General features: G+C 37.3%; 16 protein-coding genes, 2 tRNA genes and 6 pseudogenes. 19 read left to right on the top strand and 5 right to left on the bottom strand.

Features of this window, described 5'->3' with window-relative positions:
- Nucleotides 1-104 precede the first annotated feature (104 nt).
- From rseP to OWR28_RS24500, 7 genes and pseudogenes are all read left to right on the top strand, one after another.
- The gene (rseP, locus tag OWR28_RS24535; protein ID WP_332388886.1) at nt 105-1,595 is read left to right on the top strand and encodes an RIP metalloprotease RseP; all 1,491 of its coding nucleotides are present in this window, start codon (nt 105-107) and stop codon (nt 1,593-1,595) included.
- Between the two features lie 80 nt (nt 1,596-1,675).
- Nucleotides 1,676-1,749: transfer RNA gene (locus tag OWR28_RS24530), tRNA-Asn, on the top strand.
- 282 nt (nt 1,750-2,031) lie between these two features.
- A pseudogene (locus tag OWR28_RS24525) lies at nt 2,032-5,221 on the top strand (S41 family peptidase).
- A gap of 249 nt (nt 5,222-5,470) precedes the next feature.
- Nucleotides 5,471-5,544: transfer RNA gene (locus OWR28_RS24520), tRNA-Asn, on the top strand.
- A 665-nt stretch (nt 5,545-6,209) separates the two neighbouring features.
- Nucleotides 6,210-6,943: pseudogene (locus OWR28_RS27385) on the top strand (DUF5686 family protein).
- 155 nt (nt 6,944-7,098) lie between these two features.
- The gene (locus OWR28_RS24505) at nt 7,099-7,773 is read left to right on the top strand and encodes a DUF5686 family C-terminal domain-containing protein (protein WP_494168525.1); all 675 of its coding nucleotides are present in this window, start codon (nt 7,099-7,101) and stop codon (nt 7,771-7,773) included.
- Nucleotides 7,728-8,342 carry a DUF5686 family C-terminal domain-containing protein gene (locus OWR28_RS24500; protein ID WP_332389005.1) on the top strand — a complete coding sequence of 205 codons (615 nt, stop codon included), beginning with the start codon at nt 7,728-7,730 and terminating at the stop codon, nt 8,340-8,342. The genes OWR28_RS24505 and OWR28_RS24500 overlap by 46 nt, the downstream gene beginning before the upstream one ends.
- Nucleotides 8,343-8,776: 434 nt before the next feature.
- Here the strand turns inward: OWR28_RS24500 and OWR28_RS24495 are convergent, their stop codons facing one another.
- From OWR28_RS24495 to rplU, 4 genes and pseudogenes are all read right to left on the bottom strand, one after another.
- Complete coding sequence (locus OWR28_RS24495) at nt 8,777-8,944, bottom strand: bacteriocin-like protein (protein WP_332388883.1); 168 nt, start codon at nt 8,942-8,944, stop codon at nt 8,777-8,779.
- A 179-nt stretch (nt 8,945-9,123) separates the two neighbouring features.
- Nucleotides 9,124-9,381, bottom strand: coding sequence for a 50S ribosomal protein L27 (gene rpmA / locus OWR28_RS24490; RefSeq protein WP_002984034.1), 258 nt, complete (start codon nt 9,379-9,381; stop codon nt 9,124-9,126).
- 12 nt (nt 9,382-9,393) lie between these two features.
- On the bottom strand, nt 9,394-9,624 hold the full coding sequence (locus OWR28_RS24485) for a hypothetical protein (RefSeq protein ID WP_332388882.1): 231 nt from the start codon (nt 9,622-9,624) through the stop codon (nt 9,394-9,396).
- Nucleotides 9,621-9,970: pseudogene (rplU, locus tag OWR28_RS24480) on the bottom strand (50S ribosomal protein L21). Before rplU ends, OWR28_RS24485 begins: the two are co-directional and overlap by 4 nt.
- A 184-nt stretch (nt 9,971-10,154) precedes the next feature.
- On the opposite strand from rplU, the gene OWR28_RS24475 reads away from it, so the two are divergent.
- The 9 genes and pseudogenes from OWR28_RS24475 (at nt 10,155) to OWR28_RS24435 (ending at nt 20,158) form a co-directional block, all read left to right on the top strand.
- On the top strand, nt 10,155-11,042 hold the full coding sequence (locus OWR28_RS24475; protein WP_332388881.1) for a metalloprotease: 888 nt from the start codon (nt 10,155-10,157) through the stop codon (nt 11,040-11,042).
- Between the two features lie 147 nt (nt 11,043-11,189).
- Nucleotides 11,190-12,277 (top strand): annotated as a pseudogene (locus OWR28_RS24470) (acyltransferase family protein).
- Nucleotides 12,278-12,350: 73 nt separating this feature from the next.
- Complete coding sequence (locus OWR28_RS24465; RefSeq protein WP_332388880.1) at nt 12,351-12,929, top strand: tRNA-(ms[2]io[6]A)-hydroxylase; 579 nt, start codon at nt 12,351-12,353, stop codon at nt 12,927-12,929.
- A gap of 89 nt (nt 12,930-13,018) precedes the next feature.
- Nucleotides 13,019-13,604: pseudogene (locus OWR28_RS24460) on the top strand (DUF502 domain-containing protein).
- Between the two features lie 53 nt (nt 13,605-13,657).
- Nucleotides 13,658-15,073: a tryptophanase TnaA gene (gene tnaA / locus OWR28_RS24455; protein WP_332388879.1), complete on the top strand. Its 1,416-nt coding sequence runs from the start codon at nt 13,658-13,660 to the stop codon at nt 15,071-15,073.
- A 249-nt stretch (nt 15,074-15,322) separates the two neighbouring features.
- Nucleotides 15,323-16,399: an FAD-dependent monooxygenase gene (locus OWR28_RS24450; RefSeq protein ID WP_332388878.1), complete on the top strand. Its 1,077-nt coding sequence runs from the start codon at nt 15,323-15,325 to the stop codon at nt 16,397-16,399.
- Nucleotides 16,400-16,401: 2 nt separating this feature from the next.
- Complete coding sequence (locus OWR28_RS24445; protein ID WP_332388877.1) at nt 16,402-17,118, top strand: pyridoxal phosphate-dependent aminotransferase; 717 nt, start codon at nt 16,402-16,404, stop codon at nt 17,116-17,118.
- A complete protein-coding gene (locus OWR28_RS24440; protein ID WP_332388876.1) occupies nt 17,079-17,558 on the top strand; it encodes an aminotransferase class I/II-fold pyridoxal phosphate-dependent enzyme in 480 nt (159 codons plus the stop codon). Before OWR28_RS24445 ends, OWR28_RS24440 begins: the two co-directional genes overlap by 40 nt.
- A 162-nt stretch (nt 17,559-17,720) precedes the next feature.
- Nucleotides 17,721-20,158: pseudogene (locus OWR28_RS24435) on the top strand (TonB-dependent receptor plug domain-containing protein).
- Between the two features lie 126 nt (nt 20,159-20,284).
- Here the strand turns inward: OWR28_RS24435 and OWR28_RS24425 are convergent.
- On the bottom strand, nt 20,285-21,502 hold the full coding sequence (locus OWR28_RS24425) for a PQQ-dependent sugar dehydrogenase (RefSeq protein WP_332388873.1): 1,218 nt from the start codon (nt 21,500-21,502) through the stop codon (nt 20,285-20,287).
- 106 nt (nt 21,503-21,608) lie between these two features.
- Between OWR28_RS24425 and OWR28_RS24420 the strand changes: the two genes are divergently transcribed.
- The 3 genes from OWR28_RS24420 (at nt 21,609) to OWR28_RS24410 (ending at nt 23,383) form a co-directional block, all read left to right on the top strand.
- Nucleotides 21,609-21,980 carry a BlaI/MecI/CopY family transcriptional regulator gene (locus OWR28_RS24420; RefSeq protein ID WP_291902566.1) on the top strand — a complete coding sequence of 124 codons (372 nt, stop codon included), beginning with the start codon at nt 21,609-21,611 and terminating at the stop codon, nt 21,978-21,980.
- A gap of 2 nt (nt 21,981-21,982) precedes the next feature.
- A complete protein-coding gene (locus OWR28_RS24415) occupies nt 21,983-22,765 on the top strand; it encodes a M56 family metallopeptidase (protein ID WP_332388872.1) in 783 nt (260 codons plus the stop codon).
- A gap of 168 nt (nt 22,766-22,933) precedes the next feature.
- On the top strand, nt 22,934-23,383 hold the full coding sequence (locus tag OWR28_RS24410; protein WP_332388871.1) for a hypothetical protein: 450 nt from the start codon (nt 22,934-22,936) through the stop codon (nt 23,381-23,383).
- Nucleotides 23,384-23,429 lie beyond the last annotated feature (46 nt).

Below are 23,429 nucleotides of genomic sequence, written 5' to 3'. Positions count from 1 at the left end.
AAATCGTCTTTAAATATGACAAAGCTTCCCGTTTCGGGAAGCTTTTTTATTTGGCATAGTTTTGATAATTGTTACCTTTGCAAATTAAAATCTAAAATTTATTAATGGAAATAGCAATCAAACTTTTTCAGTTCATTCTGAGCATCTCTATACTTGTGCTTCTTCATGAGCTTGGGCATTTTTTACCGGCAATATGGTTCAAGACCAGAGCAGAGAAGTTTTTCCTGTTTTTTGATCCTTACTTCTCCATATTCTCCATGAAGAAAATCAACGGAAAATGGCAGTATAAGTTTTTATCAAAGAACCTGCCGGATTCTGAAGTAATAGAGGTCAACGGAAAGAAGGAAGAAGTTCCTGTCGATATATCTAAACTTCCGGACAATGACTGGAGAAAACATCCAGAACAAACCAAATACGGTATCGGATGGCTTCCTTTCGGAGGATATGTAAAAATTGCGGGGATGGTGGATGAAAGCATGGATACTGCCCAAATGAAAAAACCGGCAGAGCCATGGGAATTCAGATCAAAACCAGCATGGCAGAGGCTTATTATTATGTTGGGTGGAGTTACCGTTAACTTTTTCCTTGCATGGTTAATCTACAGCTGTCTTTCATTCTTCAACGGCGAAACGTACACAGATATTACAAAATTCAGTAACGGTATTGAAGCTACTGCCGCAGGAAAGAAAATGGGCTTCCAGAATGGTGACAAAATCATCAGCGTAGATGGAAAGCCGGCAGAAAGACTTGAAAACACATCAATCAACATTCTTTTGGGAGATCATGTTACTGTACTGAGAAATGGCCAGGAAGTTACATTCCCGGTAAATGCTGATGGTGTAGCTGATGTTCTTAAACAAAGAGAGGCAAAACTGTACATCACACCAAGAGTTTCTATGGTTATTGATTCATTGGCGACTCCTTCTTCTCAGGCTTCAGGATTAGCAAAAGGAGATAAAATCGTAGGAATCAATGGTAAAAAGGCCGTATTCTTTGATGAAGTAAGCACTCTTCTGAATGAAAATAAAGGAAAAACAGTTTCTGTTGACGTTGAAAGAAACGGAGCTTTACAAACATTACCGGCAGTTTCTGTTGACAAAAACGGAAAATTAGGTATCGCCATTGATACAAAAAGTATTGCAAAATCTATCGTAACCAATAAAAAATATTCTTTCGGAGAGGCTATTCCAAGAGGATTTACGAGAACTATTGAGGCATTAACTACTCAGGTTAAGCAGTTCAAGATTATGTTTAACTCTAAAGTTCAGGGGTATAAGAATGTCGGAGGCCCTATTGCGATTGTAAAGAATATGCCTGTAGATAAAGACGCTGACGGAAGCTTTAAAATCAACTGGGTAGCTTTCTGGAGCTTTACTGCAATGTTCTCCGTATGGCTGGCATTTCTGAACCTGATTCCTATCCCGGGGCTTGATGGCGGACACGTTTTATTTACGTTATATGAAATTATTGTAGGCAAACCGGTTCCTCAGAAAGTTTTGGAAAACGCACAGATGATTGGGGTTATCTTCCTGTTAGGATTGATGTTACTAATCTTTGGAAGCGACATTTTCAAGGTATTTACAGGGAAATTATAATTTTTTTAAAATTTTTCTAAAAAATATTTGTAGGGTATAAATATTCGTCCTATATTTGCACCACTTAAAACAAAGGACATTCCTCCTTAGCTCAGTTGGTTAGAGCATCTGACTGTTAATCAGAGGGTCGCTGGTTCGAGCCCAGCAGGAGGAGCAGAAAGACTTACAGAAATGTAAGTCTTTTTTTGTTTTTATATCCTTACTTTAATTTAAAAAAGACAGATATTTGTAATTTATCTCAACCCTTATGAATTATTTATCTGTTTTACTGAATATTATTCTCCTTCTCAGGTATTTTACATGTAACGATTCCTTTAATAATCCGACTATTCTTTTAAGAAGTATATGGGTTTGAAAAATCTGCGTCCCATCAATACTTTACAACCAAAAGCATAAAAAATCAATATTATACTATTGCATCATATCAAGTTATACCATGAAGAAAACTATTATTTCGTTACTCACAGCATTTTCTATGATCGGGATTTCGGCACAGGAAAAATCCTATTTCTTATCAAGTCCTTCGTTGAGCCCTGATGGCAGGACGGCTTATTTTTCTTACGACGGCGACATCTGGAAAGTCGATTCCAACGGTGGAAGTGCCTCAAGGATTACCGCTCTGGACGGCGAAGAAATTAACCCCCGCCTTTCTCCGGATGGAAAATGGCTTGCATTCAGTTCCAATCAGTACGGAAATTATGACCTTTATATAATGCCTTCAGAAGGAGGAACGATCAAGCAGCTGACGTTCCATACCGGAAAAGACGAAATGGAAAGCTGGTCCTGGGATAGCAAAACAATTTACTTTACTTCAAGCAGAAATAATAATTTCGGAAGTTTTAAAACCACAATTGAAGGAAAAACTCCACAAAAGCTTTTCAGCAATTATTTTAACAATACGAATGGCCTGGCAGAAACTCCGGCAGGAGAATATCTTTTCACAAGTTCATCTGAAAGCGCATATCAGGTACAGCGTAAGCGCTATAAAGGAGAAAACAATCCCGATATTTTAGGATACAATCCAAAAAATAATACGTTTAAGCAGTACACCAACTATGAAGGAAAGGATTTTAATCCAAGTGTAGATAAAAACGGTATTATTTATTTTATTTCTGATGAAAATAACGGAGAATACAATCTTTATAAAATTGAGAATGGTAAAAAAACGGCTTTGACCCAATTTGACACTTCTATTAAAAAACCTTTTGTATCCGCAGACGGCTCTAAAGTTATTTTTGAAAAAGACTATCAGCTTTATACTTACGATGTAACTTCAAAAAACACAAGGCTTCTTAACGTTAATCTGAATACCAATAAAACACTGGAGAAAGAACAAAACTTCAATGTGGAAAATAATATTTCCTATTATGATGTATCCCCGGATGGTAAGAAAATGGCATTTATAAGCCGGGGTATTTTATTTGTTTCTGATGTCGAAGGAAAATTTGCACAGCAGGTTACCGATGGAAAAGAACGTGCTATGGAAGTAAAATGGCTGAAAGATAACCGCACTTTGCTTTATAATCAGACTTATAACGGATATCAGAACTGGTTCACTGTTTCTGCAGATGGAAAAGGCCGGCCCAAACAGCTCACTCAGGATTTAAGAAACAACCGAAGCATTACGCTTAACAACGATCTTTCAAAGGCGGTTTACTTAAGCGGCCGTGATGAAGTAAGATTACTGGACTTGAAAAGCTTTAACTCAACAACCATTGTAAAAGATGAGATCTGGGCATTCCAAAACTCAAAACCCTCTTTTTCTCCCAATAATGAATATGTCTTGTTTTCAGCGAAACGAAATTTTGAGCTTGACATCTTCATCTATAACATCAAAAAAGAGCAGACTCTCAACCTTACCAATACCGGTGTTTCAGAAGAAGATCCTGTTTGGTCGCCTAATGGCAGGTACATTTATTTCGCCAGTGACAGAACCAATCCGTCCTATCCTTTAGGAATGCAGAAGTCTAATATTTACAGGATGGCTTTGGATTGGTTTGACGAACCTTTTAAATCTGAAAAATTCGACAGCCTTTTCACTGAAGAAGAAAAGGAAACAAAAACTGATACAGCCAAAGATACCAAAGGCAAAAAGAGTAAAAAAGAGGAAGACAAGAACAAGGAGAAAAAGGAAGAGAAAGAAAAAGAGCCGGTAATAAAAGAATTGAAAGTCAATCCTGAAGATACACTGGACAGAATTGAACTGGTTACCGACCGTTATGGATATCAGGACGACCCTGCGGTTTTTGCAGACGATAAAAAGGAGATCCTTTTATTTAACTCTAACCAGGATAACGGAAAAAGACAGCTTTTCAAAAAGGTATTTACTGATTTTGAACCCGCCAAATCTGAAAAAGTTTTTGATAAAGCGGCTTATTATCTGACTAAAAATGATAAAAATCTATTTGCCCTGATTGAAGGAAATATTTATAAAACAACTGTATCAGCTTTAAAACCTGAAAAAATAAACATCCAATATAGTTTTGATAAGGATTTAGCATCCGAATTTACCCAGATGTATGCTGAAGCATGGACGGGTGTTGAGGAAAACTTCTATGATGAAAAATTTCATGGAATTGACTGGAAAGCAAAAAAAGAACAGTATGCAAAATATCTTCCGTACGTACACAACAGAAATGATCTGCGAATTTTACTCAATGATCTTTTAGGTGAACTTAATTCTTCCCATACAGGATTTTCTTCATCCGGAAAAAGAAGAAGCAATGTTCCTGAACTATTTTACCAACGAAACGGGGATTATCTTCAAAAAAGACCAGCCTTATGTAGTAGAAAGTATCCTAAGGAAATCTCCCGCCTTCCGCACCGGTGTTGATATTAAACCAGGAGACCAGCTGATTGCAGTGAACGGAAGAAAGGTTGATCCTGATGAAAACCGCGAAACTTATTTTACCACTCCTAAAAAGCAGGAGGAGATCGTTCTTACATTCAGCCGTGGTGGTAAAAATATAACAGCCAAAGTACATCCTATTTCAAATATTGAATTAAAATCATTGCTTTACGATGATTGGATCTACAATAACCATCAGCGTGTAGACAAGCTCAGCAATAACCGCATTGCTTATTCATGCATGAAAAATATGTCTACTGATGAGCTGGACCGTTTCCTTCTGGATATGGTAGAACAGGAAAACAGAAAAGACGCTGTTATTCTTGATTTACGTTATAATACGGGCGGAAATGTTCATGATAAAGTACTGAATTTTCTTTCTCAAAGGCCTTATCTGCAATGGAAATACCGTGAAGGAAAAATAACAACACAGCCTAATTTTGCCCCTTCAGGAAAACCTATTGTTCTCCTGATTAATGAAGCCTCATTAAGCGATGCTGAGATGACAGCAGCCGGATTCAAGGCGCTTAAGCTGGGTAAAATTATCGGCCAGGATACTTATCGCTGGATTATTTTTACATCAGCAAAAGGTCTGGTAGACGGCTCTTCTTACAGGCTGCCTGCATGGGGAACTTATACTCTGGACGGACAAAACCTTGAAAAAACCGGTGTAAAACCTGATATTTATGTAAAAAACACTTTTATGGACCGTCTTCAGGACAATGATCCTCAATTGGAAAGAGCTGTTCAGGAAATCCTTAAAGATTTAAAGAAATAACATATTGTTTTAATATCCGGCCCTGAAATAACGTTACTTAATCATTTATGTCAGGGCCGGATTAAAATAGGATATATTAGCACAACCAGCATAGCTTATTTCCTCTATCTGCCGGGACTTACTGAAAAAAGATAAAATATTTCTTATTGAAATTCAATACATTTAGTTAAAAATCTTTAAGAATAAAGGATAAAACTTGCTTGGTACCAATATTCATATTATATTTGCACCACTTAAAACAAAGGACATTCCTCCTTAGCTCAGTTGGTTAGAGCATCTGACTGTTAATCAGAGGGTCGCTGGTTCGAGCCCAGCAGGAGGAGCAGAAAGACTTACAGCAATGTAGGTCTTTTTTATTTTTCTAATTCCTTAAAAGTATCGGAACCGACTTATAAAGACAGTTGCATTATCTATTTATTAATCCTCTGATTATTATCCTTTAAGCGTTAAATTTCCTATTATTTTTTCAATAGTACTTATATTATTTTCGTTACTTTTGTCGTTTTATAGGGTAGAATAAAAATATTTTATTTTTTTACCTTTTTTTAAATAAACTGCATGCTTTTTGTTTATGCTAATTGCCTGAAGAAACCAATGATGTTAAACAATAACTCCAAAAACACTATCTTTTATTTTTTTCCTGATTATCTCCGGTTCCGTATGCGCTCAAAACAAGGCCAGCGGCAAGGTGGTTGACGAAAAGAACAATAAAGAACTGAATAAAGTTGATATTTTCATCAACAATAATACTACCCCTTCCCTGACGACAACTTCAGGCAGTTTCACCGTTCAGTCAGACAGCATTATTCATCAGTTAAGATTTTCCAGAAAAAACTATGTTACGGAAACCCTTGATATTACTCCCGAAAATGCTGAAAATATTTTCGTACAGCTTTCACAGGCCAAAGTAAGTGATATCCAGGAGATTGTCCTCCAAAGCGGCAAACCAAAATACAAGAATAAAAAAGAAAACCCGGCTTATGCCATTATGCAGAAAGTCTGGGCGCAAAAAAGAAATAACGGATTAGAAAAATTCGATACCTATTCCTACAAAGAATATGAAAAAACACAGTTTGACCTGAATAATCTGGACAGTGCGTTCATGAAGAAAAAGATTTTCAATAAACTGGATTTCATTTTCAGTTATGCGGATTCTACTGCGAGTGGAAGACTTGGTCTTCCTATCTTCCTGAACGAAGCCGTTTATGAAAATTATGGTAAAAACAAGCCGGATAAGGATAGCAAAAGAACTTTGGTTGCTCAAAAGACTTCGGGTTTCCAGGACAATCAGGTAATTACCGTTTCAGCTAAAAACCTGTATCGTGATATTAATATTTACGATAATACCCTGAATTATTTTGACATTGGATTCCAGAGCCCTGTAGGAACAGATGGTTTCAGTACCTACGATTACAGCCTTATGGATACCATTACGATCCGTGGGGAAAAGCATTCCAGATAAGATACCAACCCAAAAGGAAAGATATCCTTGCATTCCAGGGAAATCTTTATATTGATACAGATACTTATGCTGTATTAGGAGCAACATTGAAGTCAACACAGAAAATCAATGTCAACTTTGTCAACAGTGTCTATACTCAGGTAGAATATGACAATCCTGATGATGCTACTTTTCTTCCTAAAAAACTGGTTACTGAATTTGAAATGAGTCCTTTTTCAAAAAGAAAGGAGCCAAAAGCATCATCGCCAAAAGATCTGTAGATTATTCCGATTATCAGTTTAATCAACCTCTAGATCCAAAGGTTTTCAAACGTACTGAAGAAGAGTATGAAGACCAATTTACCAATAAAGATGAAGCCTATTGGACCAAAGTCCGACCTGACACTTTATCCAAGGCAGAGCAGGGCGTTTACAACATGCTTGACCAGCTTCAGCAGACTCCGAAATTCAACCGGATGGTAAAACTGTTTGAAACCCTGGGTTCGCGTTATTATAATGCCTTCAAAGGAATAGATATTGGTCCCATATTTTCAATTTACGGAAGAAATGAAGTAGAAGGAGACAGAATACGATTGGGAGCAAGAACCTATTTCGGATTGAATGATACGTGGAGAGCCCAGTTTTATACAGCCTATGGATTCAAAGACCAGCAGTTTAAATATGGCGTTGAAGCAAGGTATATGTTCAATAAGCTGAACCGTTTTATGATTGGGGCAGGAACCAGCAGGGATATTGTTCAGCTCGGAGGACAGCTCACATCCGGTGATGGTGTTACGCCACAATCTTCATCTACCAGTACCTTTTTTGCAAGAGGAGAAAATATTTCTTTAAGCTCTGTTAATAAAACAAGTGTTTTTGCAGCTATTGAACCCTGGAAAAACTTTCAGATAAGAATAGATGGAGTGATGCAGAGTATTAAATCTGCAATTCCTGAAAAATTCAATCTGATGTATTATAAAGACGGCCAGCTAAGAAAGACTGTTAACGATTCACATGTTACCATCAGTTTAATCGCAAAGCCCGGCGCTAAGTTTTCCCAAACCGGATTGATCGTTACCAGGCCAGAAACCTGGCACCAACTATTGTTTTAAGATATACCAGAGGTATTGAAGGTTTATTCAATGCTGATTTTAATTATGACAAGCTTCAGTTTATGCTTTATAAACCATTTTTGATTGGAAGCATGGGAAAACTGGTTGTCAATTTTGAAGCAGGAAAGAATTTCAGCACTGTTCCTTTGGCATTACAGAATATTATCCCTGCCAATCTTTCCTATGGTTTGGTACCCAATACATTCTCACAGCTTAATTATTATGAGTTTGTTACAGATGCTTATACCACCCTTCAATTAGAACACCATTTTAACGGTAAGATCCTTTCTTACATTCCTTTGATTAAAAAACTGAAGCTTAGAGAAGTCGCATTTATCAGAGGTGCATACGGAACTTTAAGTGATGCATCCAAGGCTATCAATGTGGAAGGGTTTAAATATTCTGCACCTAGCGAACATATTTATTATGAATACGGATTCGGGATTGAAAATATAGGAATCGGAAATCTCAGAATTTTCAGAGTGGATTTTAACTGGAGAGGAAATTATCTTGACAAACCGGATATCTCAAAATTCGGTGTTAAAGCAGGATTCCAGGTAGGATTCTAAATAATATAAAACAGTTTCGGCGGCTTCTTTGAAGCCGCCGAAACTTTATTTGCCTTATATTATATAATGCAGAGGTTATTAAAAGCACTCACAACCTTCTACATCGAGCAGGCATCGCATTTTCTGCTCATTTGTAAGTCCGCACCATACACTACATGATGTAATAGGCTTTGCCGGACACCATACCTCACCTCCGTTAATACTTCTCAGACTTTTTTCGTTAATTTTCTTAAATTTTTCATGATTGCTTAGTTTTATTTATTGCCTACTCTTGATGCTTTTCGGCTTCCGCTTAGTTCTTTTCATTTGAAGTCGGATAAATATATAAACATTTCACTTACACAGGATATTATTTAAGTATTTTTAACTAAATAAAAAACTGAACCACCCATGGCTCAGCTCTACTAAAATCTCAAAAGGTAAATCTATTGATATTATTCAAAACACTCTGTACATGGCTCAGACAAAATACAGTGTGATTTCTGCCATGGAGTCCAGCTGCACCATTCTTCGCATGACTGAAACATGGAAGGGCAATTGGCAGCTACTCCGCCGGTAATTTCTTTTAAATTTTTTCTGGTTAATTTCTTTACATTTTTCATAGCTATTGTTTTTAATGTTGCCTACTCTTGATGCTTTTCGGCCAGCTCAACTGTCTGGCAAATTTGGCAGTGAACAAATATAAAAATATTTCACGGGTAAATGAATACTATAGCAATCCGTAAACAAAAAAAACCTCAGTAAAAACTGAGGTTTTAATTTTTATAAAACGCTTACAAAATTATGCGTTTGGCTCTACAGATACGAAAGATCTGTTGTTTGCTTTCTTTCTGAAAACTACTTTACCATCTACTAATGCAAACAAAGTGTGATCTTTACCGATTCCCACGTTATCACCTGGGTGGTGCTGAGTACCTCTTTGTCTAACAATAATATTTCCGGCAATAGCTTCTTGTCCTCCGAAAATCTTCACACCTAATCTTTTAGAGTGAGACTCTCTACCGTTCTTGGAACTACCGACTCCTTTCTTGTGTGCCATTTTATTACTGGATTATTTATTAAGTGCTTTAAATTGATCAATGTTCTTAATGATAGCAGCATCTACTTCTTCATGAGTAAGAACATTCTTTTCTAATTCAACTTTAACTGCTTTACCTAAAGTAATTAAAGTTTCTCTGTTCTCTTTAGACTGAGACAAGTTGTTTTTCTTTAAATGATAGTTCAACTCGTGATCTTCACCAAAGTTAACAGTTGCGTTGTCAGAAAGAACTTCACCTTTCACAGTTTCTTTTTTAGCAGCAGCTTTTTAGCTCCACCTTCAAATCCTGTAATACCAGTGATTACGATTTGGGTTAAAGATTGTCTGTGACCGTTTTTCACTTTGTAACCTTTTCTTCTTTCTTTTTGAAAACGATTACTTTATCAGCTTTTACGTGGTCAAGGATCTCTGCTTCAACAGTGATTCCGTTTACAGCTGGGGCGCCTACAGTGATTGCACCGTTTACAGTAAGAAGAACTTTATCGAAAGAAACCTTTCCTCCTTTATCTCCTTTTAAACGGTTTACAAACAACTTCTGGTCTTGCTCAACTTTGTATTGAAGCCCTGCTATTTCTACAATTGCAAACATTGTTTATAAATTTTTAGTTATTTCGAGGTGCAAATATACATATAAATTTCTAAATAGCTTACAATCAAAGCAATGTTTTTTTAATTAAAATCCTATTCACTATGTTTTGAATAATTTTTTACAATAAAGTACTCACAATTAAGAGATAATTTATTACCTTCGTTTCACCAAATTGAATTTATATATGAAAAGAAACTTTAATCTCTGCTTATTAGCAGGTGCCATTGCTGTCACTTCATTGACGGCATGTAGTGATGACCAAATGGACAGCAATGTTCAATCTCAGCAAGAAGCACTTAGTGCAAAAATTGATCAACCGGGAAATACTGAAAAAGGATGCTCTTACGTTGATAACAACTGGAGCTCCAGTTCTGTTTTACTGACAGGACTTCAAAACTCCACAGACACCAATTTTATGAATGGTCAGATGACTAAAATTGCAGGCATGTGGGGAAGAACCGCTCCTACACTGCGATTTGTAAATGACCCTTCCAATTTCAACTCCACGTACAATGCTATTTCCTATTCTACAGGAAAGATCTATTACGGATACGCTATCTATTATGATGCAAAATCAAAAGGTGGCGATATTGTAAACGCAATGATCCTTGCCCATGAATATGGACATCAGCTGCAGTACATCTTCAATCTTCCTTCTGTATCAGAGTCAACATACAGACCGAATGAGCTTGAAGCAGATGGCTTTGCAGGATATTATCTGAGAAGACCTAATGGTTACAATAAAACCAGCTTCCCGGAAATTGCAGCAGCTTATGAGTTTGCCCAGAGCATTGGCGACTATCAGACGACCAGTGTCAACCATCACGGAACACCGGCACAGAGAAGATCAGCAGTTCGTTTAGGATTCCTTTTAGGCCAATACGATCTTAATGCTTCCAATTTCGATTATAACTTCTTCTATTACTATCAGGGAGTTTTGAACGGTACGTATAAGATGGCTAAAAACACAGTAAATCCTGAAATCGATGCTTATATGAGTCAATATATAGATGAGCTGAGAAAAATTCAGTCAGGAGAAATTTCTGCAGAAGAATTTAAACATCTTCAATAAACAAGAACATTCATTTTTAGCATATTTAAGAAAGGAGGCGGGCAGTATGTTCCGCCCCTTTTTTGTTTTAAAAAATCTTTTATGTTTTAAACAGTCAATTTGTTTGTATTTTTGAGCCACAACAAAAGAACTTCCAACCCATCTAAAATGAACAGAGATCTATATATTGATTTCGCCAAAGGACTGGCAACACTTTCCATCATATTTATCCATACAGCTTTCTGGTCTGGACAGTTTTATATTCCTGCAGAAGTAAGAGTTTTTCCCTTGTTTTTGACGTCGCTCTTTTTTATGCACTGAGCGGCATTACTTCAGGTGCCAATATTGAAAAAACACTGTACCGACTGTTGAAACTGCAGATCACATATATGATATTTGTGACTTTCCTATTCTTTTTAGATTATTTGTTTAAAGTTTTCGGGCTGAGTTTCTTTTCTATGGAATGGCTCCAGAACTTTTATTCCACATTCGGTTCCAAATATTCCACTACCAGCATTTCAGCGGTTCCTCACTGGGAAAACCTTGGAAACTGGTATCTTCATCAGTATACCAATGCTGATACCTTTCCGGTTGTCATGGGAAGTTTCTGGTACCTTAAAGTGTATTTTATTTTAACCGTTTTCGGAGTTCTGATCTTAAGGTTTTTCCCGAAACATATCAACTGGTTTATCGGACTTTGCATTGCTTTAACCTTATTATTCAACATTTTCCCGGAATATTATCCAACAGGACAGGTGGGATATGTTGCTTTTTATCTTGCCGTATTTTTAATCGGGAACAAAATGCGAGGAAAAAGGATTCCTGCCACAGTAATTCCTGTCTTATATGCACTCGTTGGAGCTGCTCTTGTATGGATGTTCTGGTACTATGGAGAAGATATTTTCTATAAAATCAACAAAAATAAATTCCCTCCAAAAATCCCGTATATTATCTGGGCATTATTCTCTCTGGTGACATTATTTGTTCTCTATAACCGGTTAAAGATCACAAAAGAAAATTTCATCACTTATATCGGCAGGAATGCCATATTCTTCTATTTTGCACAGGGAATAAGCTCTTCGCTGGTCTACTTTATGGTGATTCCATTAAAAGAAAATATGCCCTGGTGGATTTTGATGCTCATTATCTATATCATTAATATCATTTTAGCTTTTATAATTTCTGCGGGGCTGAAAAAGGTTGATGCCTTAGGCTGGAATATTTTGGAATTCCTAAGAAGGAAGACTGCCTCTTAAGACTTTAATGATCAAATTGAAATAAAGTCACATTTCTTACCTCAATTTGTTTAAATTTACAAAAATTTACAACATGTTTAAGTTGAAACTACCTACCGACCCAAGGTGGGCAAATATTGCAGAAGGAAACATTGAAGAAATTTTAACAGATCATGCCTGGTGCGAGCAAAAAGCAGCTACCAATGCTATTGGACTGATCACGATGCTTCCCGAATACCCTGATATTGTAACAGAACTTCTTGCCATTGCACAGGAAGAGTTGGACCATTTCAATCAGGTACACGAGATCATCAAAAAGAGAGGCTATACTTTTGGAAGAGCCAGAAAAGATGATTATGTGAATGAACTGGCAAAATTTATCGTTCAGGGAAGCAGAGAAAACCTCATCGTAGATAAAATGCTGTTCGCCGCTATGATTGAAGCCAGAAGCTGTGAAAGATTCAAAGTTCTTACGGAAAATATCAAAGATGAAGAGCTTAAAGTTTTTTACAGGGAATTAATGATTTCCGAAGCCAATCACTATACTACTTTTATCGGATTTGCAAGACAGCTCGGTAATCCTGAGAAAGTAAACCAGCGCTGGGAAGAATGGCTGGAGTATGAAGCCGGCATTATTAAATCCTACGGAAACAAAGAAACCATTCACGGTTAAAATACAAACAGTAAAGAGTATCCATTGAAGAAGCCAAGCTTTGAAAATATTGCCAATCTTTTCCTGAAGAATTTTTTCAGGGATTAGTAATTATTGGTCCTATCGGGCTTACCATTTTTGTCATCTGGTATATTGTAAGCGCCATTGACAATCTGATTCCTTCACTTGCCAAGCAGGTGCCGGGGCTTGTTTTCGTATCTATTATACTGTTTACTGCTATTCTGGGATATTTAGGAAATAAATTCGTGGTTGGGAGATTCTTTTTCGACACCATGGACAGCTTACTGGAGAAGACTCCGGGAATAAAACACATTTACACTCCTACGAAAGACGTCATGTCTTCATTTGTAGGTGACAAGAAAAATTCAACGATCCTGTATGGGTAAAGACCAATGAAAATCCGGAAATCTGGAGAATCGGTTTTTTAACTCAAAAAGAAATGTCAGACGTTGACAAGCATAATTACGTTGCGGTATATCTTCCCCACTCGTATGCCATCTCGGGCTGGGTAATTGTTACTGAAGAAAAAACATCAAACCTGTAGTAGGAATGACAGCTGCTTCTGCCATGAAGTTCGCAGTGAGCGGTGGTGTAGCCGGATTCCATTCTGATGAAAATATATTTAAGGCTCCGAATAAATCTCTTCCGCCTTATATATACTTTGATGAAATTTGAAAAATTATTTTCAAGAACATTTTCTTTACAAACAATTTAAAACATATTAACTCATGAATTTACCGTACGCGGAACCTTTCCGCATCAAAATGGTGGAGGAAATCTACCAGTCTACCAGAGAAGAAAGAGAACAGTGGCTTAAAGAAGCTAATTACAACCTTTTCAATTTAAGATCTTCTCAGGTTTATATTGACCTGCTTACCGATTCCGGAACCGGAGCGATGTCCGATAAACAATGGGCAGCTTTAATGACCGGAGATGAAAGCTACGCAGGATCACGTTCATTCGAACAATTACAGAAAACCGTTGAAAGGATCACAGGATTCAAATATTTATTACCAACCCACCAGGGAAGAGCAGCTGAAAACGTACTTTTCTCAGTGCTGGTAAAAGAAGGTGATGTCGTTCCGGGAAACTCACACTTTGATACGACAAAAGGCCACATTGAATTCAGAAAGGCACACGCAATAGACTGTACGATTGATGAAGCGTTTGATATCAATAACCTTCATCCTTTCAAAGGAAATATCAATCTTGAAAAACTGGAAGAAGTTTATAAAAGCCACCCGAAAGAAAGCATTCCTTTCTGCTTGATTACCATTACCTGTAACTCATCGGGAGGCCAGCCAGTTTCTTTGGAAAACATGAAGGCAGTAAAAGCTTTATCGGATCAATATGGAATTCCTGTATTTTTTGATTCGGCAAGATTTGCAGAGAATGCTTACTTCATCAAAAAAAGAGAAGCAGGACAGGAAAACAGAAGCATTAAAGACATCTGTAAGGAAATTTTCTCTTACGGAGACGGAATGACCATGAGTTCCAAAAAAGACGGACTGGTAAACATTGGCGGATTCATCGCTTTGAATAATGAAGACGTTTTCAGAAAGGCATCAAACTTTACCATTATTTACGAAGGCTTTATTACTTATGGAGGAATGGCCGGAAGAGATATGGCAGCACTGGCCGTAGGTCTTGACGAAGCTACTGAGTTTGCTTACCTTGAAAGCAGAATCTCCCAGGTTGAATATCTCGGTAATAAACTGATCGAATATGGAATCCCGGTTCAGAAACCAATCGGGGGACACGCGGTATTTATTGATTCTTTAAACTTCCTTCCGAATGTTTCCCGCGAAGAATATCCGGCTCAGACATTAGGACTTGAAATTTATAAGGAAGCAGGGATCAGAACGGTAGAAATCGGAACACTATTGGCAGACAGAGATCCTGCCACAAGAGAAAACCGTTATCCGAAGTTAGAACTGGTACGTCTGGCAATTCCAAGAAGAACGTACACCAATAACCATATGGATTATATTGCTGCAGCAATCAGAAATGTGTATGAAAGACGCGAAGAGATTGCAAAAGGATACAGGATTACCTGGGAACCAGAAATCTTAAGACACTTTACTGTTCAGCTTGAAAAGCTTAATCAAAAAACCGGAACTTTTTCCGGTTTTTTGATGTTTTAAATTTTTTACGGAAATGAACTGCATCATTCAGCAGACTCAAAACCATTCAAATATTGGAAATAAATATAAATCAATCATATACTTTTATAACCGGCAATTACATCATCTTTTTTATTTTATTTTTAAGGAAACCGAAAGCAAATTGATTCATTTTTTGAAATAGTGAATGTTTTTAAGTTAATTTTGTATCCATCTTATAAAACAGATCAAAATACTTAAAAAACAACCTGAAAAAAACCGTTATTCCGAATGAAGAAAATTGCTGTCGTGGGCGCCGGTATCTCTGGCTTAACCATGGCAAATTACTTAGAAAAACACAAGATCGATTATCATATTTATGAAAGAAGAAAAATGAAAGACCAGGCCGGGCACGGCTTCCTCATTCCAAAAGAAGGGATGGACTATCTTTATCAGATAATTGATCCTGAAATTCTTCTCAAACATGGAAATTTTCTGAAAAAATATACCCAGTATTCCCGTACAGGAAAAACCCTGGCAGAAAAGGAACTGGATCATGTTTTTGCCATTTCAAGACACTCATTAATACATCTCCTGGCACAAAACATTTCTCCCGAAAAGATTACTTATGAAGAAACTATAATTCCTGATAATCAACAGACCGGAAAACTAAAGCTTTCTGACGGAACCGATATTGATGCTGACATTGCTGTCATTTCTGATGGTTCTAAAAGCCGTATCAGAAGGGATCTTTTTAAAGATGAAAAAATGAGCGTGGTAAGAGAAAGTGAAGTGGTCAATATTATACAAAATAAAGAGATCGCAGATTCTGTTGGGAATAACTTCATAAAATTTCATCATGAGGAAGGCGGACTGACGTTTGGGATCCTCAAGCTTTCGGGAGACACTATTCTGTGGTATTCACAATTTGATAACGAAAAATATATGATCAACGCATGTACGGCAGAAAACCTAAAGAAATACATGCTTGAAGTGTTTGAAGACTGGCATCGTTTGATTCCTTCCATTATACAGAAATCAGACTATAAAAATGTGCATTTATGGTGTGTTTATGAATTGGAAAAATTAAATCCGTTTTATAAAGACAATATTGTTTTCATCGGGGATGCAGCACATCCACTGATCCCCTTTACCAGTCAGGGCGTTACTTCCGCATTAAAAGACTCCTTCATTCTCACTAAATATTTATCCGAGGAAGAAAACACAGAAAAAGCTTTCAAAAAATATGAGGCAGAAAGAAAACCAGAAATTGAAACCCATATCAATAACGGAAGAATCCTGTTAGAACAGTTCCTGCGTCCTCTTCGTCAACAATCAGAAAATATTTTACCTATATCCTATAAATAAATATGTTTACCCATAACGATATCAATTTTGAAGCACTGAAAAGAAAAGCCTACAACGGAAGATGGGCTACCTTAGAAGATGGAATTATCCCCCTTACAGCTGCTGATCCGGACTTCAGGACAGCACCTGAAATAGAACAGGGAATTATTGAATACCTTAAAGACGGCTATCTCAGCTACGGACCATTTTCCGGACTGCCGGAATTCAGGAAAAGCGTAGCTGATCATTTCAATCAGGAAAAGCACGGCCGTTTTACGCCTGAAAATGTCCTGGCTGTGAACAGTGCTGCCCAGGGAATGTTTCTTATTGCATCTTATGTTCTTAAACCGGGCGATGAAGCAATTATTCTCGATCCGGTAGATTTCCTTTTCAAAAAATCAGTGGAAACAGCCGGGGGAAAGGTAGTGCTCTGCCCTGTTGATACAACATCCGGTGAAATTGATTTTGAAAAACTGGGTTCTCTAATCAGTTCCAAAACCAGGCTGATCAGTATATGCAACCCGCACAATCCACTCGGGAAGGTTTATTCTAAAGAAATCTTGATAAAAATAGCTGAGATTGCTTCCGCCCATGATCTTTGGGTAATGAGTGATGAAATCTGGAGTGATATTGTTTACGGCAATAAAGATTTCTATACCTATTCTTCTGTTTCAGAAAAGGCGAAGAAAAAAGTTTTACCGTGTATGGATTTTCAAAATCATTTGGAATTGCCGGCCTGAGAATTGGAGCTGTATTATGTAATGACCAGGACATTCTTGAAGATTTTACTGAAAAATCCAATTTCAATTCAACAATAGAAGGAGTTTCTACCTTATCACAAATTGCAGCAAGTGTAGCCCTGGAGAAAGCAAAACCCTGGTACAGAGAATTTTTAGCACATTTACAAAGCAACAGAGATCTTGCATTTACCCTGTTAAGCCAATCCGACATTGTAACGCCTAATCTCCCTGAAGCCACTTTTGTACTATTTCCAAAGATCAAAAACGGAATGACCAGTGACGAATTTGCACGGCATGTTCTGCTGCAGGGAAAAGTTGCAATAGTGCCCGGTTCAGAAAGATGGTTTGGAAAAGGAGCGGAAGGACATATCAGAATTTGCTTTTCCACTTCACGGGAAATTTTAGAAGAAGGAATTAACAGAATCATTACAAGCTTTTAATGTTAAAATTTTTCATTAAAATTGAATATTAAGTTACTATTTTACCGAAATTAACACAAATCAATAGCAAATTGAGATTTTCATACTAAATATTTAATTTTGATATTGATTTAAAAATAAATATTGATAATTTTGATTGAATCACCACTCAAAATTATCAATATGAAAATAAAATACATCAGCATTATTTTCCTTGGGGCTTCTACCCTTTCCTACGCCCAGCAAATAAAGGATACTTTAAAAGAATCAAAGATAGACGAAGTAGCCATTACCGGAAGCCGGAATAAAAAAAGAACAGTTGTTAATACCCCTGTTCCTATTGATATCATCGATATTAAACAGGTAAGCCAGTCAACCGGCCAGGTGGAAGTCAACCAGCTCTTACAGTTTTCCGCCCCCTCTTTCAACTCTAACAAACAATCAGGATCCGACGGTGCTGATGCTGTGGATCCCGCCACTTTAAGAGGTCTAGGCCCCGATCAGACCTTGCTTCTGCTAAATGGGAAAAGATACCATCAGTCTTCACTGATTAACCTTTTTGGGACCAAGGGAAGAGGAAACACCGGATATGACATGAACACCATTCCTATTGGCGCCATCAAAAGAGTGGAGGTTCTTCGTGACGGAGCTTCTGCCCAATACGGATCAGATGCTATCGCAGGGGTAATTAACGTGATCCTTAATGATCGTGACAAAGGTTTTGAAGGAAATGCATTCTATGGAATGAACCTCTTTAAAAGTCCCGGGAACAATGATGTTGTCTCCGATCACAAAGTAGATGGAACTACTTTTGATTTCAGCGGGAATTTTGGAACTAAAATAGGCTCAAAAGGCGGTTTTGGAAATTTCACTGCAGAATTTATCAACAAAGATTATGCGATACGTAATGCTAATCCCGACATCTACAATAAGCCGTCTCTGGCACCCAGACAGCGCTTCGGAGATGCTAAGGCTCAAAATATTTATTTTTTCGGCAATGTTGAACTTCCTTTATCAGACGGATTGAAATTTTATTCCCGTCAGGGCTTTTCGCATAGAAACACCAAAGCCTATGCGTGGACCAGAGCAGCAGATGCAGATGGAAATATCCCTGAAGTATACCCTTCAGGATTTAACCCGATTGAAAATACGAGCATTTCAGATTTTACTTTTGATAATGGTTTAAAATTTAAAGTCTTAGACTGGGATGTGGATTTTTATAATGCTTTTGGCAACAACAGATTCACCTATCAGATTGACAATACCATCAATGCTACTTTGGGAATCAAATCACCGACAAGCTTTAATGCCGGAGGACATTCGTTGCTGCAGAATACGACCGGTTTTAATGCCGTGAAACAATTTAAGGTACTGGAAGGCCTGAACATTGCTTTCGGATCAGAATTCAGGTATGAAAAATTTAACATCATCAAAGGTGAAGAAGCTTCCTACACGATGTATGATAAGAACGGAAATCCTGTCACACCAGATACTCCTGAAAATTTACTTGTTACCAATCCTCTAAGTGGCAGTGTAAGACCTGGCGGATCGCAAGGATTTCCCGGGTATTCAACCGATATCGGCAAAAGCAGAAATAATTTTGCAGCTTATATAGACACCGAACTGGATGTGACTAAAAACTGGATGATAAGCGTTGCCGGAAGATTTGAAAACTATAATGATTTCGGAAGTACCCTGAATGGTAAGTTTGCTACAAGATATGCGATTACACCGCAGTTTGCATTCCGTGGATCTATTTCTACAGGGTTCAGAGCCCCTTCTCTGGCACAAAAGTATTATAGCCAGCAGTTCACCAACTTTCAAGGTGGTAAATTAGTCACCATTCAGCTCGCTTCTAATGACAGCAAGCTGGCAAGCAGCCTTGGAATCCCTCAGCTGAAACAGGAAACATCTGTGAATGGAAGCGCCGGATTCACCTTTAATACAGGAAAATTCACAGCAACAGTAGATGGTTATTATATTCAGGTGAAAGACAGGATCGTTCTTACCGGATATTTTGCACAGGAAGACTTGCCGGCAGAAGTTCAGGCAGAGAATCCATTTATTGACCAGGTGCAGTTCTTTTCCAATGCAATAGATACCCGTACAAAGGGGTTGACCTTATTTTGAGCTATAGTGAAAATATAGGCTCCGGAAAACTGACCGCCACTTTAGCCGGAAACTACAACGATATGGAAATTACCCAGGTGAATACTTCGGAACAGCTGGCAGGGAAAGAAGATATTTATCTGAGCGAAAGAGAAAAGGCTTTTATCCTGGCTTCCGCACCGAAGACAAAAGTTAATTTAAACCTGAATTATAAAATCAACAAATTTAATGTGAATCTGCAGATGGTAAGATTTGATAAGGTAACCCTGATCGGCTATGATGATGCGGAACAGGTTTATAATGCAAAAGTAACAACCGACCTCTCTTTTGGTTATGAATTTTCTAAAAATCTGAATCTGACGCTGGGAAGTAAAAACCTATTCAACCGATATCCTACTTTACAGACGACTCAGGTGACCACCGGAAATACAGAATCCGGAGGTATTTTTGATCCTGTACAGATGGGATTTGCCGGAAGACAGGTTTTTGCCAGACTTAATTTTAAGTTTTAAGAAAATGAGGGATGCCAGATGATGGAAAATAGTAGTTATATCAGGGAGAAATTCATATTAAACCACTATAACTTCCAGCCTTCAGCTTCCTTACAAAAGCCTACAGAAAATCTCTGTAGGCTTTTTCTATTTTTTGGAAATTTTATAAAGCTTACCACTGTCTGTTACGGCATACAGATTTCCGTCCATACCATTCAATACATCCCGGAAACGCTCTTTCTGATCTGCCAGAAGGCGTTCTTCTCCTACGACTTTATTATCTTTCATTACAATTCTGTCGATATGTTCACCGCTTAAACATCCGATAAAGAGGTTTCCTTTCCATTCATCAATATTTCCGGTGTAAAAAGTAACCCCGCTTGGAGAGATGACCGGATCCCAATAATAAACCGGCTGTTCTGTTCCTTCTCTTTGTGTAATTCCCCGGCCTACCTTATCTCCGGAATATTCAATTCCATATGTCACATCTCCCCAGCCGTAGTTTTTACCTGGCTTAATGAGATTGATTTCATCACCTCCTCTTGGTCCCATTTCAACATCCCATAAATTTCCATCAGGATCAATTGCCAGCCCTTGCGGATTACGGACGCCATAAGCATAGATCTCGGGCTTATAGCCTTGTTTTCCGATAAAAGGATTCCCGGGTGCAGGTTTACCATCTTTTGTAATTTTCAAAATTTTTCCAAGATAATTATCCGTTTTCTGGGCATATGCCCTGGTTACTTTATCCGATCTTTCTCCTGTACTGACAAATAAATTTCCATCTTTATCAAAAGCAAGACGGCTTCCGTAATGTTTATCTCCATCATAGGAAGGTTCTGCGCGGAAAATAACTTTAACTTCTGAAATATTTTTAAGATCTGAGGACAGCTTTCCTTTGGCGACAGAAGTTAAGTTTCCTTTTCCAAACGGCTCAGAAAAGCTGAAGTAAATTATATTATTGGTTTTAAAATCGGGATCAAGAGCTACATCCAGCATTCCGCCCTGTCCTTTAGAATCTACTTTTGGAAAGCCTTCTATTTTTAAAATTTGTTTTCCGTCTGTTGACACAACATTCATATGTCCATTCTTGTCAGTAATGAGAAACCTTCCGTCAGGCAAATTGATAATTCCCCAGGGTCTTCCCAGATCTTTATTCAAGACTTCTACGTTATATGCTGTTGTTGTCTTCACAGCCTTAATTCTTGTCTGTCCCTGAAATGCCGGCTTATAGTCAGAATTAGGATTTTCTGTCTCTACACTGCCATCATTTCCGGTTTTCTGGGCATTTGCATGATTTTCCTTACATGAAGATAAAATAAGAAAAAGGCTTATTGCCGGGACATAAAATTGATTGACTTTCATAGCATTATGATTAGGTGTTAGAAAAATGAATGGAAAAATAATGCCATAAAGTTTGTGTATATTAATTTTTATTCTACATTTGTAGAACTAATTACAAAATTGTAGAATGAAAGAAATTAAACTTACAGATTCTGAAAAAGTCCTTATGGAAATTCTTTGGGAAAAGAAAACCGTTTTCATGAAGGATATTCTGGAAGCTTCACCAGAACCAAAACCTGCACCATCAACAATTGCTACATTGCTTAAAAGAATGCAGAATAAAGAACTGGTTGGCTATAAACTGTATGGAAATTCCCGCGAATACTATCCAAAAGTAGAGAAAGGGGAATATTTCAAGGAAGAAATGACTTCCATGATTGACCGTTTTTTTAACAGCTCCGTGACACAGTTTGCCTCGTTTTTTACTTCCAATGCAAAACTTAGCCAGAAGGAACTGAAAGAGCTTCGTGACATTATTGACGAACAGATAAAAGAATAAAGATGACTGCTATTGTTTTAAAAATAATCCTTTGCTCTTCTATTTTCATCACCGTCTATTATCTGTTTTTGGAAAAAGAAAGAGTCCTCAGATTTAACCGGATGTATTTGCTAAGCTCATTATTGCTTTCATATGCAATTCCGTTTGTTACCATTACTCTGCCAACCCATCACAGCGGGAAAACACCTCAATTGATTATTGAAAAAACTGCACAACAACTCGCTGTCATCCCGCAGGAGCAGGGAAGTTTTAACCTGACGAATGTGATGTGGGGAATTTATATATTGATCACATCTTTTCTGTTGCTGAGAAGCCTTATTTCCTTTCTTAAAATCAAAAAAATATCCGGAAAGAAACATGTTTACCACAACCATACTATATTATTGACAAAAGAAAATCTTTCACCCTTCAGTTTTTGGAAAACAATTTATATGGGGGAAAGCTATATGAATAATAACGGGATAGATCCAAGAATTTTCATCCACGAAAAGACCCATATTGAACAAAAACACAGTTTAGACATGCTGGTTTTGAATGCTTTAAGGATTTTCAGCTGGTTCAACCCCATTCTTTTACTGTACAACAAAGCTATAATCACAAATCATGAATTTCTGGCAGATGAAGTTGTTATGAAAAGCAATTACGACATCAGAGAATATCAGAATCTTATTCTTGAAGAAATTCTTAATCATCAAAACCCACCTTTGACTCATTCATTTAATTTTAATAACACCAAAAAAAGATTTATTATGATGAAAACAAAAAAACAAAATTTAGTCTGTTAAAAAAAACAGCAGGTATCACTGCTTTAATTTCTGCAGTAGCCTTATTCTCTGAAAGAACATATGCTGAGAATCCCAAACATTTTCTTTTTTCTGAAAAAACAACAGAAATGCCAACCCAAATTGGAGATCAAAGACCCTATCAAACCAGTTTAATTACTCCTTCATATCATGAAAAAACAAAAAAGAAGGGCATGCATCCACTATAACGGATTTCAAAAAAGAGGAGTTAAAAAAGTTTCGGATACAGTAGTTCCAAGAACAGATGAAGGTAAAAACACAAATACAGCTATCAATACTCAACAGATTTCTAATGAAATTCCGGCGCAATATCCTGGTGGGGATAAAGACTTTAAAATCAAAATAAGCAGAAATGTGGATGTAAGTAATTTAGGAAGCTATAACGGACCTATAACATCTACCGCCTATATTCATATCAATGAAATGGGCAAAACAACAGAGGTAACGACTTCGGGAGAAAACGAAATCCTTAACAGGGAGCTTCTAAAAGCAGTCACTGAAATAAGTAATGAAACCAACTGGAAGCCTGCAATGAAGGATGGAAAAGCCATTGCTTCAGTATTAAAGGTTCCAGCAACAATGACCTTTACACGTCCATAACAACAAAGTGCTAGTAATTAGCACTTTTTATTTTTTCAATTGTTTT

Source organism: Chryseobacterium sp. 1B4 (genome assembly GCF_036631475.1).
Taxonomy (GTDB): domain Bacteria; phylum Bacteroidota; class Bacteroidia; order Flavobacteriales; family Weeksellaceae; genus Chryseobacterium.
Note: the sequence above shows the minus strand (reverse complement) of the source record. Positions and strands in the feature narration are given on the sequence as shown.

Excerpts from the sequence above, each read along its gene's own strand:
- rseP (WP_332388886.1), top strand. The coding sequence starts at position 105 with ATGGAAATAGCAATCAAACTTTTTCAGTTCATTCTGAGCATCTCTATA.
- OWR28_RS24505 (WP_494168525.1), top strand. The coding sequence starts at position 7,099 with ATGCTTGACCAGCTTCAGCAGACTCCGAAATTCAACCGGATGGTAAAA.
- OWR28_RS24495 (WP_332388883.1), bottom strand. The coding sequence starts at position 8,944 with ATGAAAAATGTAAAGAAATTAACCAGAAAAAATTTAAAAGAAATTACC.
- rpmA (WP_002984034.1), bottom strand. The coding sequence starts at position 9,381 with ATGGCACACAAGAAAGGAGTCGGTAGTTCCAAGAACGGTAGAGAGTCT.
- OWR28_RS24475 (WP_332388881.1), top strand. The coding sequence starts at position 10,155 with ATGAAAAGAAACTTTAATCTCTGCTTATTAGCAGGTGCCATTGCTGTC.
- OWR28_RS24465 (WP_332388880.1), top strand. The coding sequence starts at position 12,351 with ATGTTTAAGTTGAAACTACCTACCGACCCAAGGTGGGCAAATATTGCA.
- tnaA (WP_332388879.1), top strand. The coding sequence starts at position 13,658 with ATGAATTTACCGTACGCGGAACCTTTCCGCATCAAAATGGTGGAGGAA.
- OWR28_RS24450 (WP_332388878.1), top strand. The coding sequence starts at position 15,323 with ATGAAGAAAATTGCTGTCGTGGGCGCCGGTATCTCTGGCTTAACCATG.
- OWR28_RS24445 (WP_332388877.1), top strand. The coding sequence starts at position 16,402 with ATGTTTACCCATAACGATATCAATTTTGAAGCACTGAAAAGAAAAGCC.
- OWR28_RS24425 (WP_332388873.1), bottom strand. The coding sequence starts at position 21,502 with ATGAAAGTCAATCAATTTTATGTCCCGGCAATAAGCCTTTTTCTTATT.
- OWR28_RS24420 (WP_291902566.1), top strand. The coding sequence starts at position 21,609 with ATGAAAGAAATTAAACTTACAGATTCTGAAAAAGTCCTTATGGAAATT.
- OWR28_RS24415 (WP_332388872.1), top strand. The coding sequence starts at position 21,983 with ATGACTGCTATTGTTTTAAAAATAATCCTTTGCTCTTCTATTTTCATC.
- OWR28_RS24410 (WP_332388871.1), top strand. The coding sequence starts at position 22,934 with ATGAAAAAACAAAAAAGAAGGGCATGCATCCACTATAACGGATTTCAA.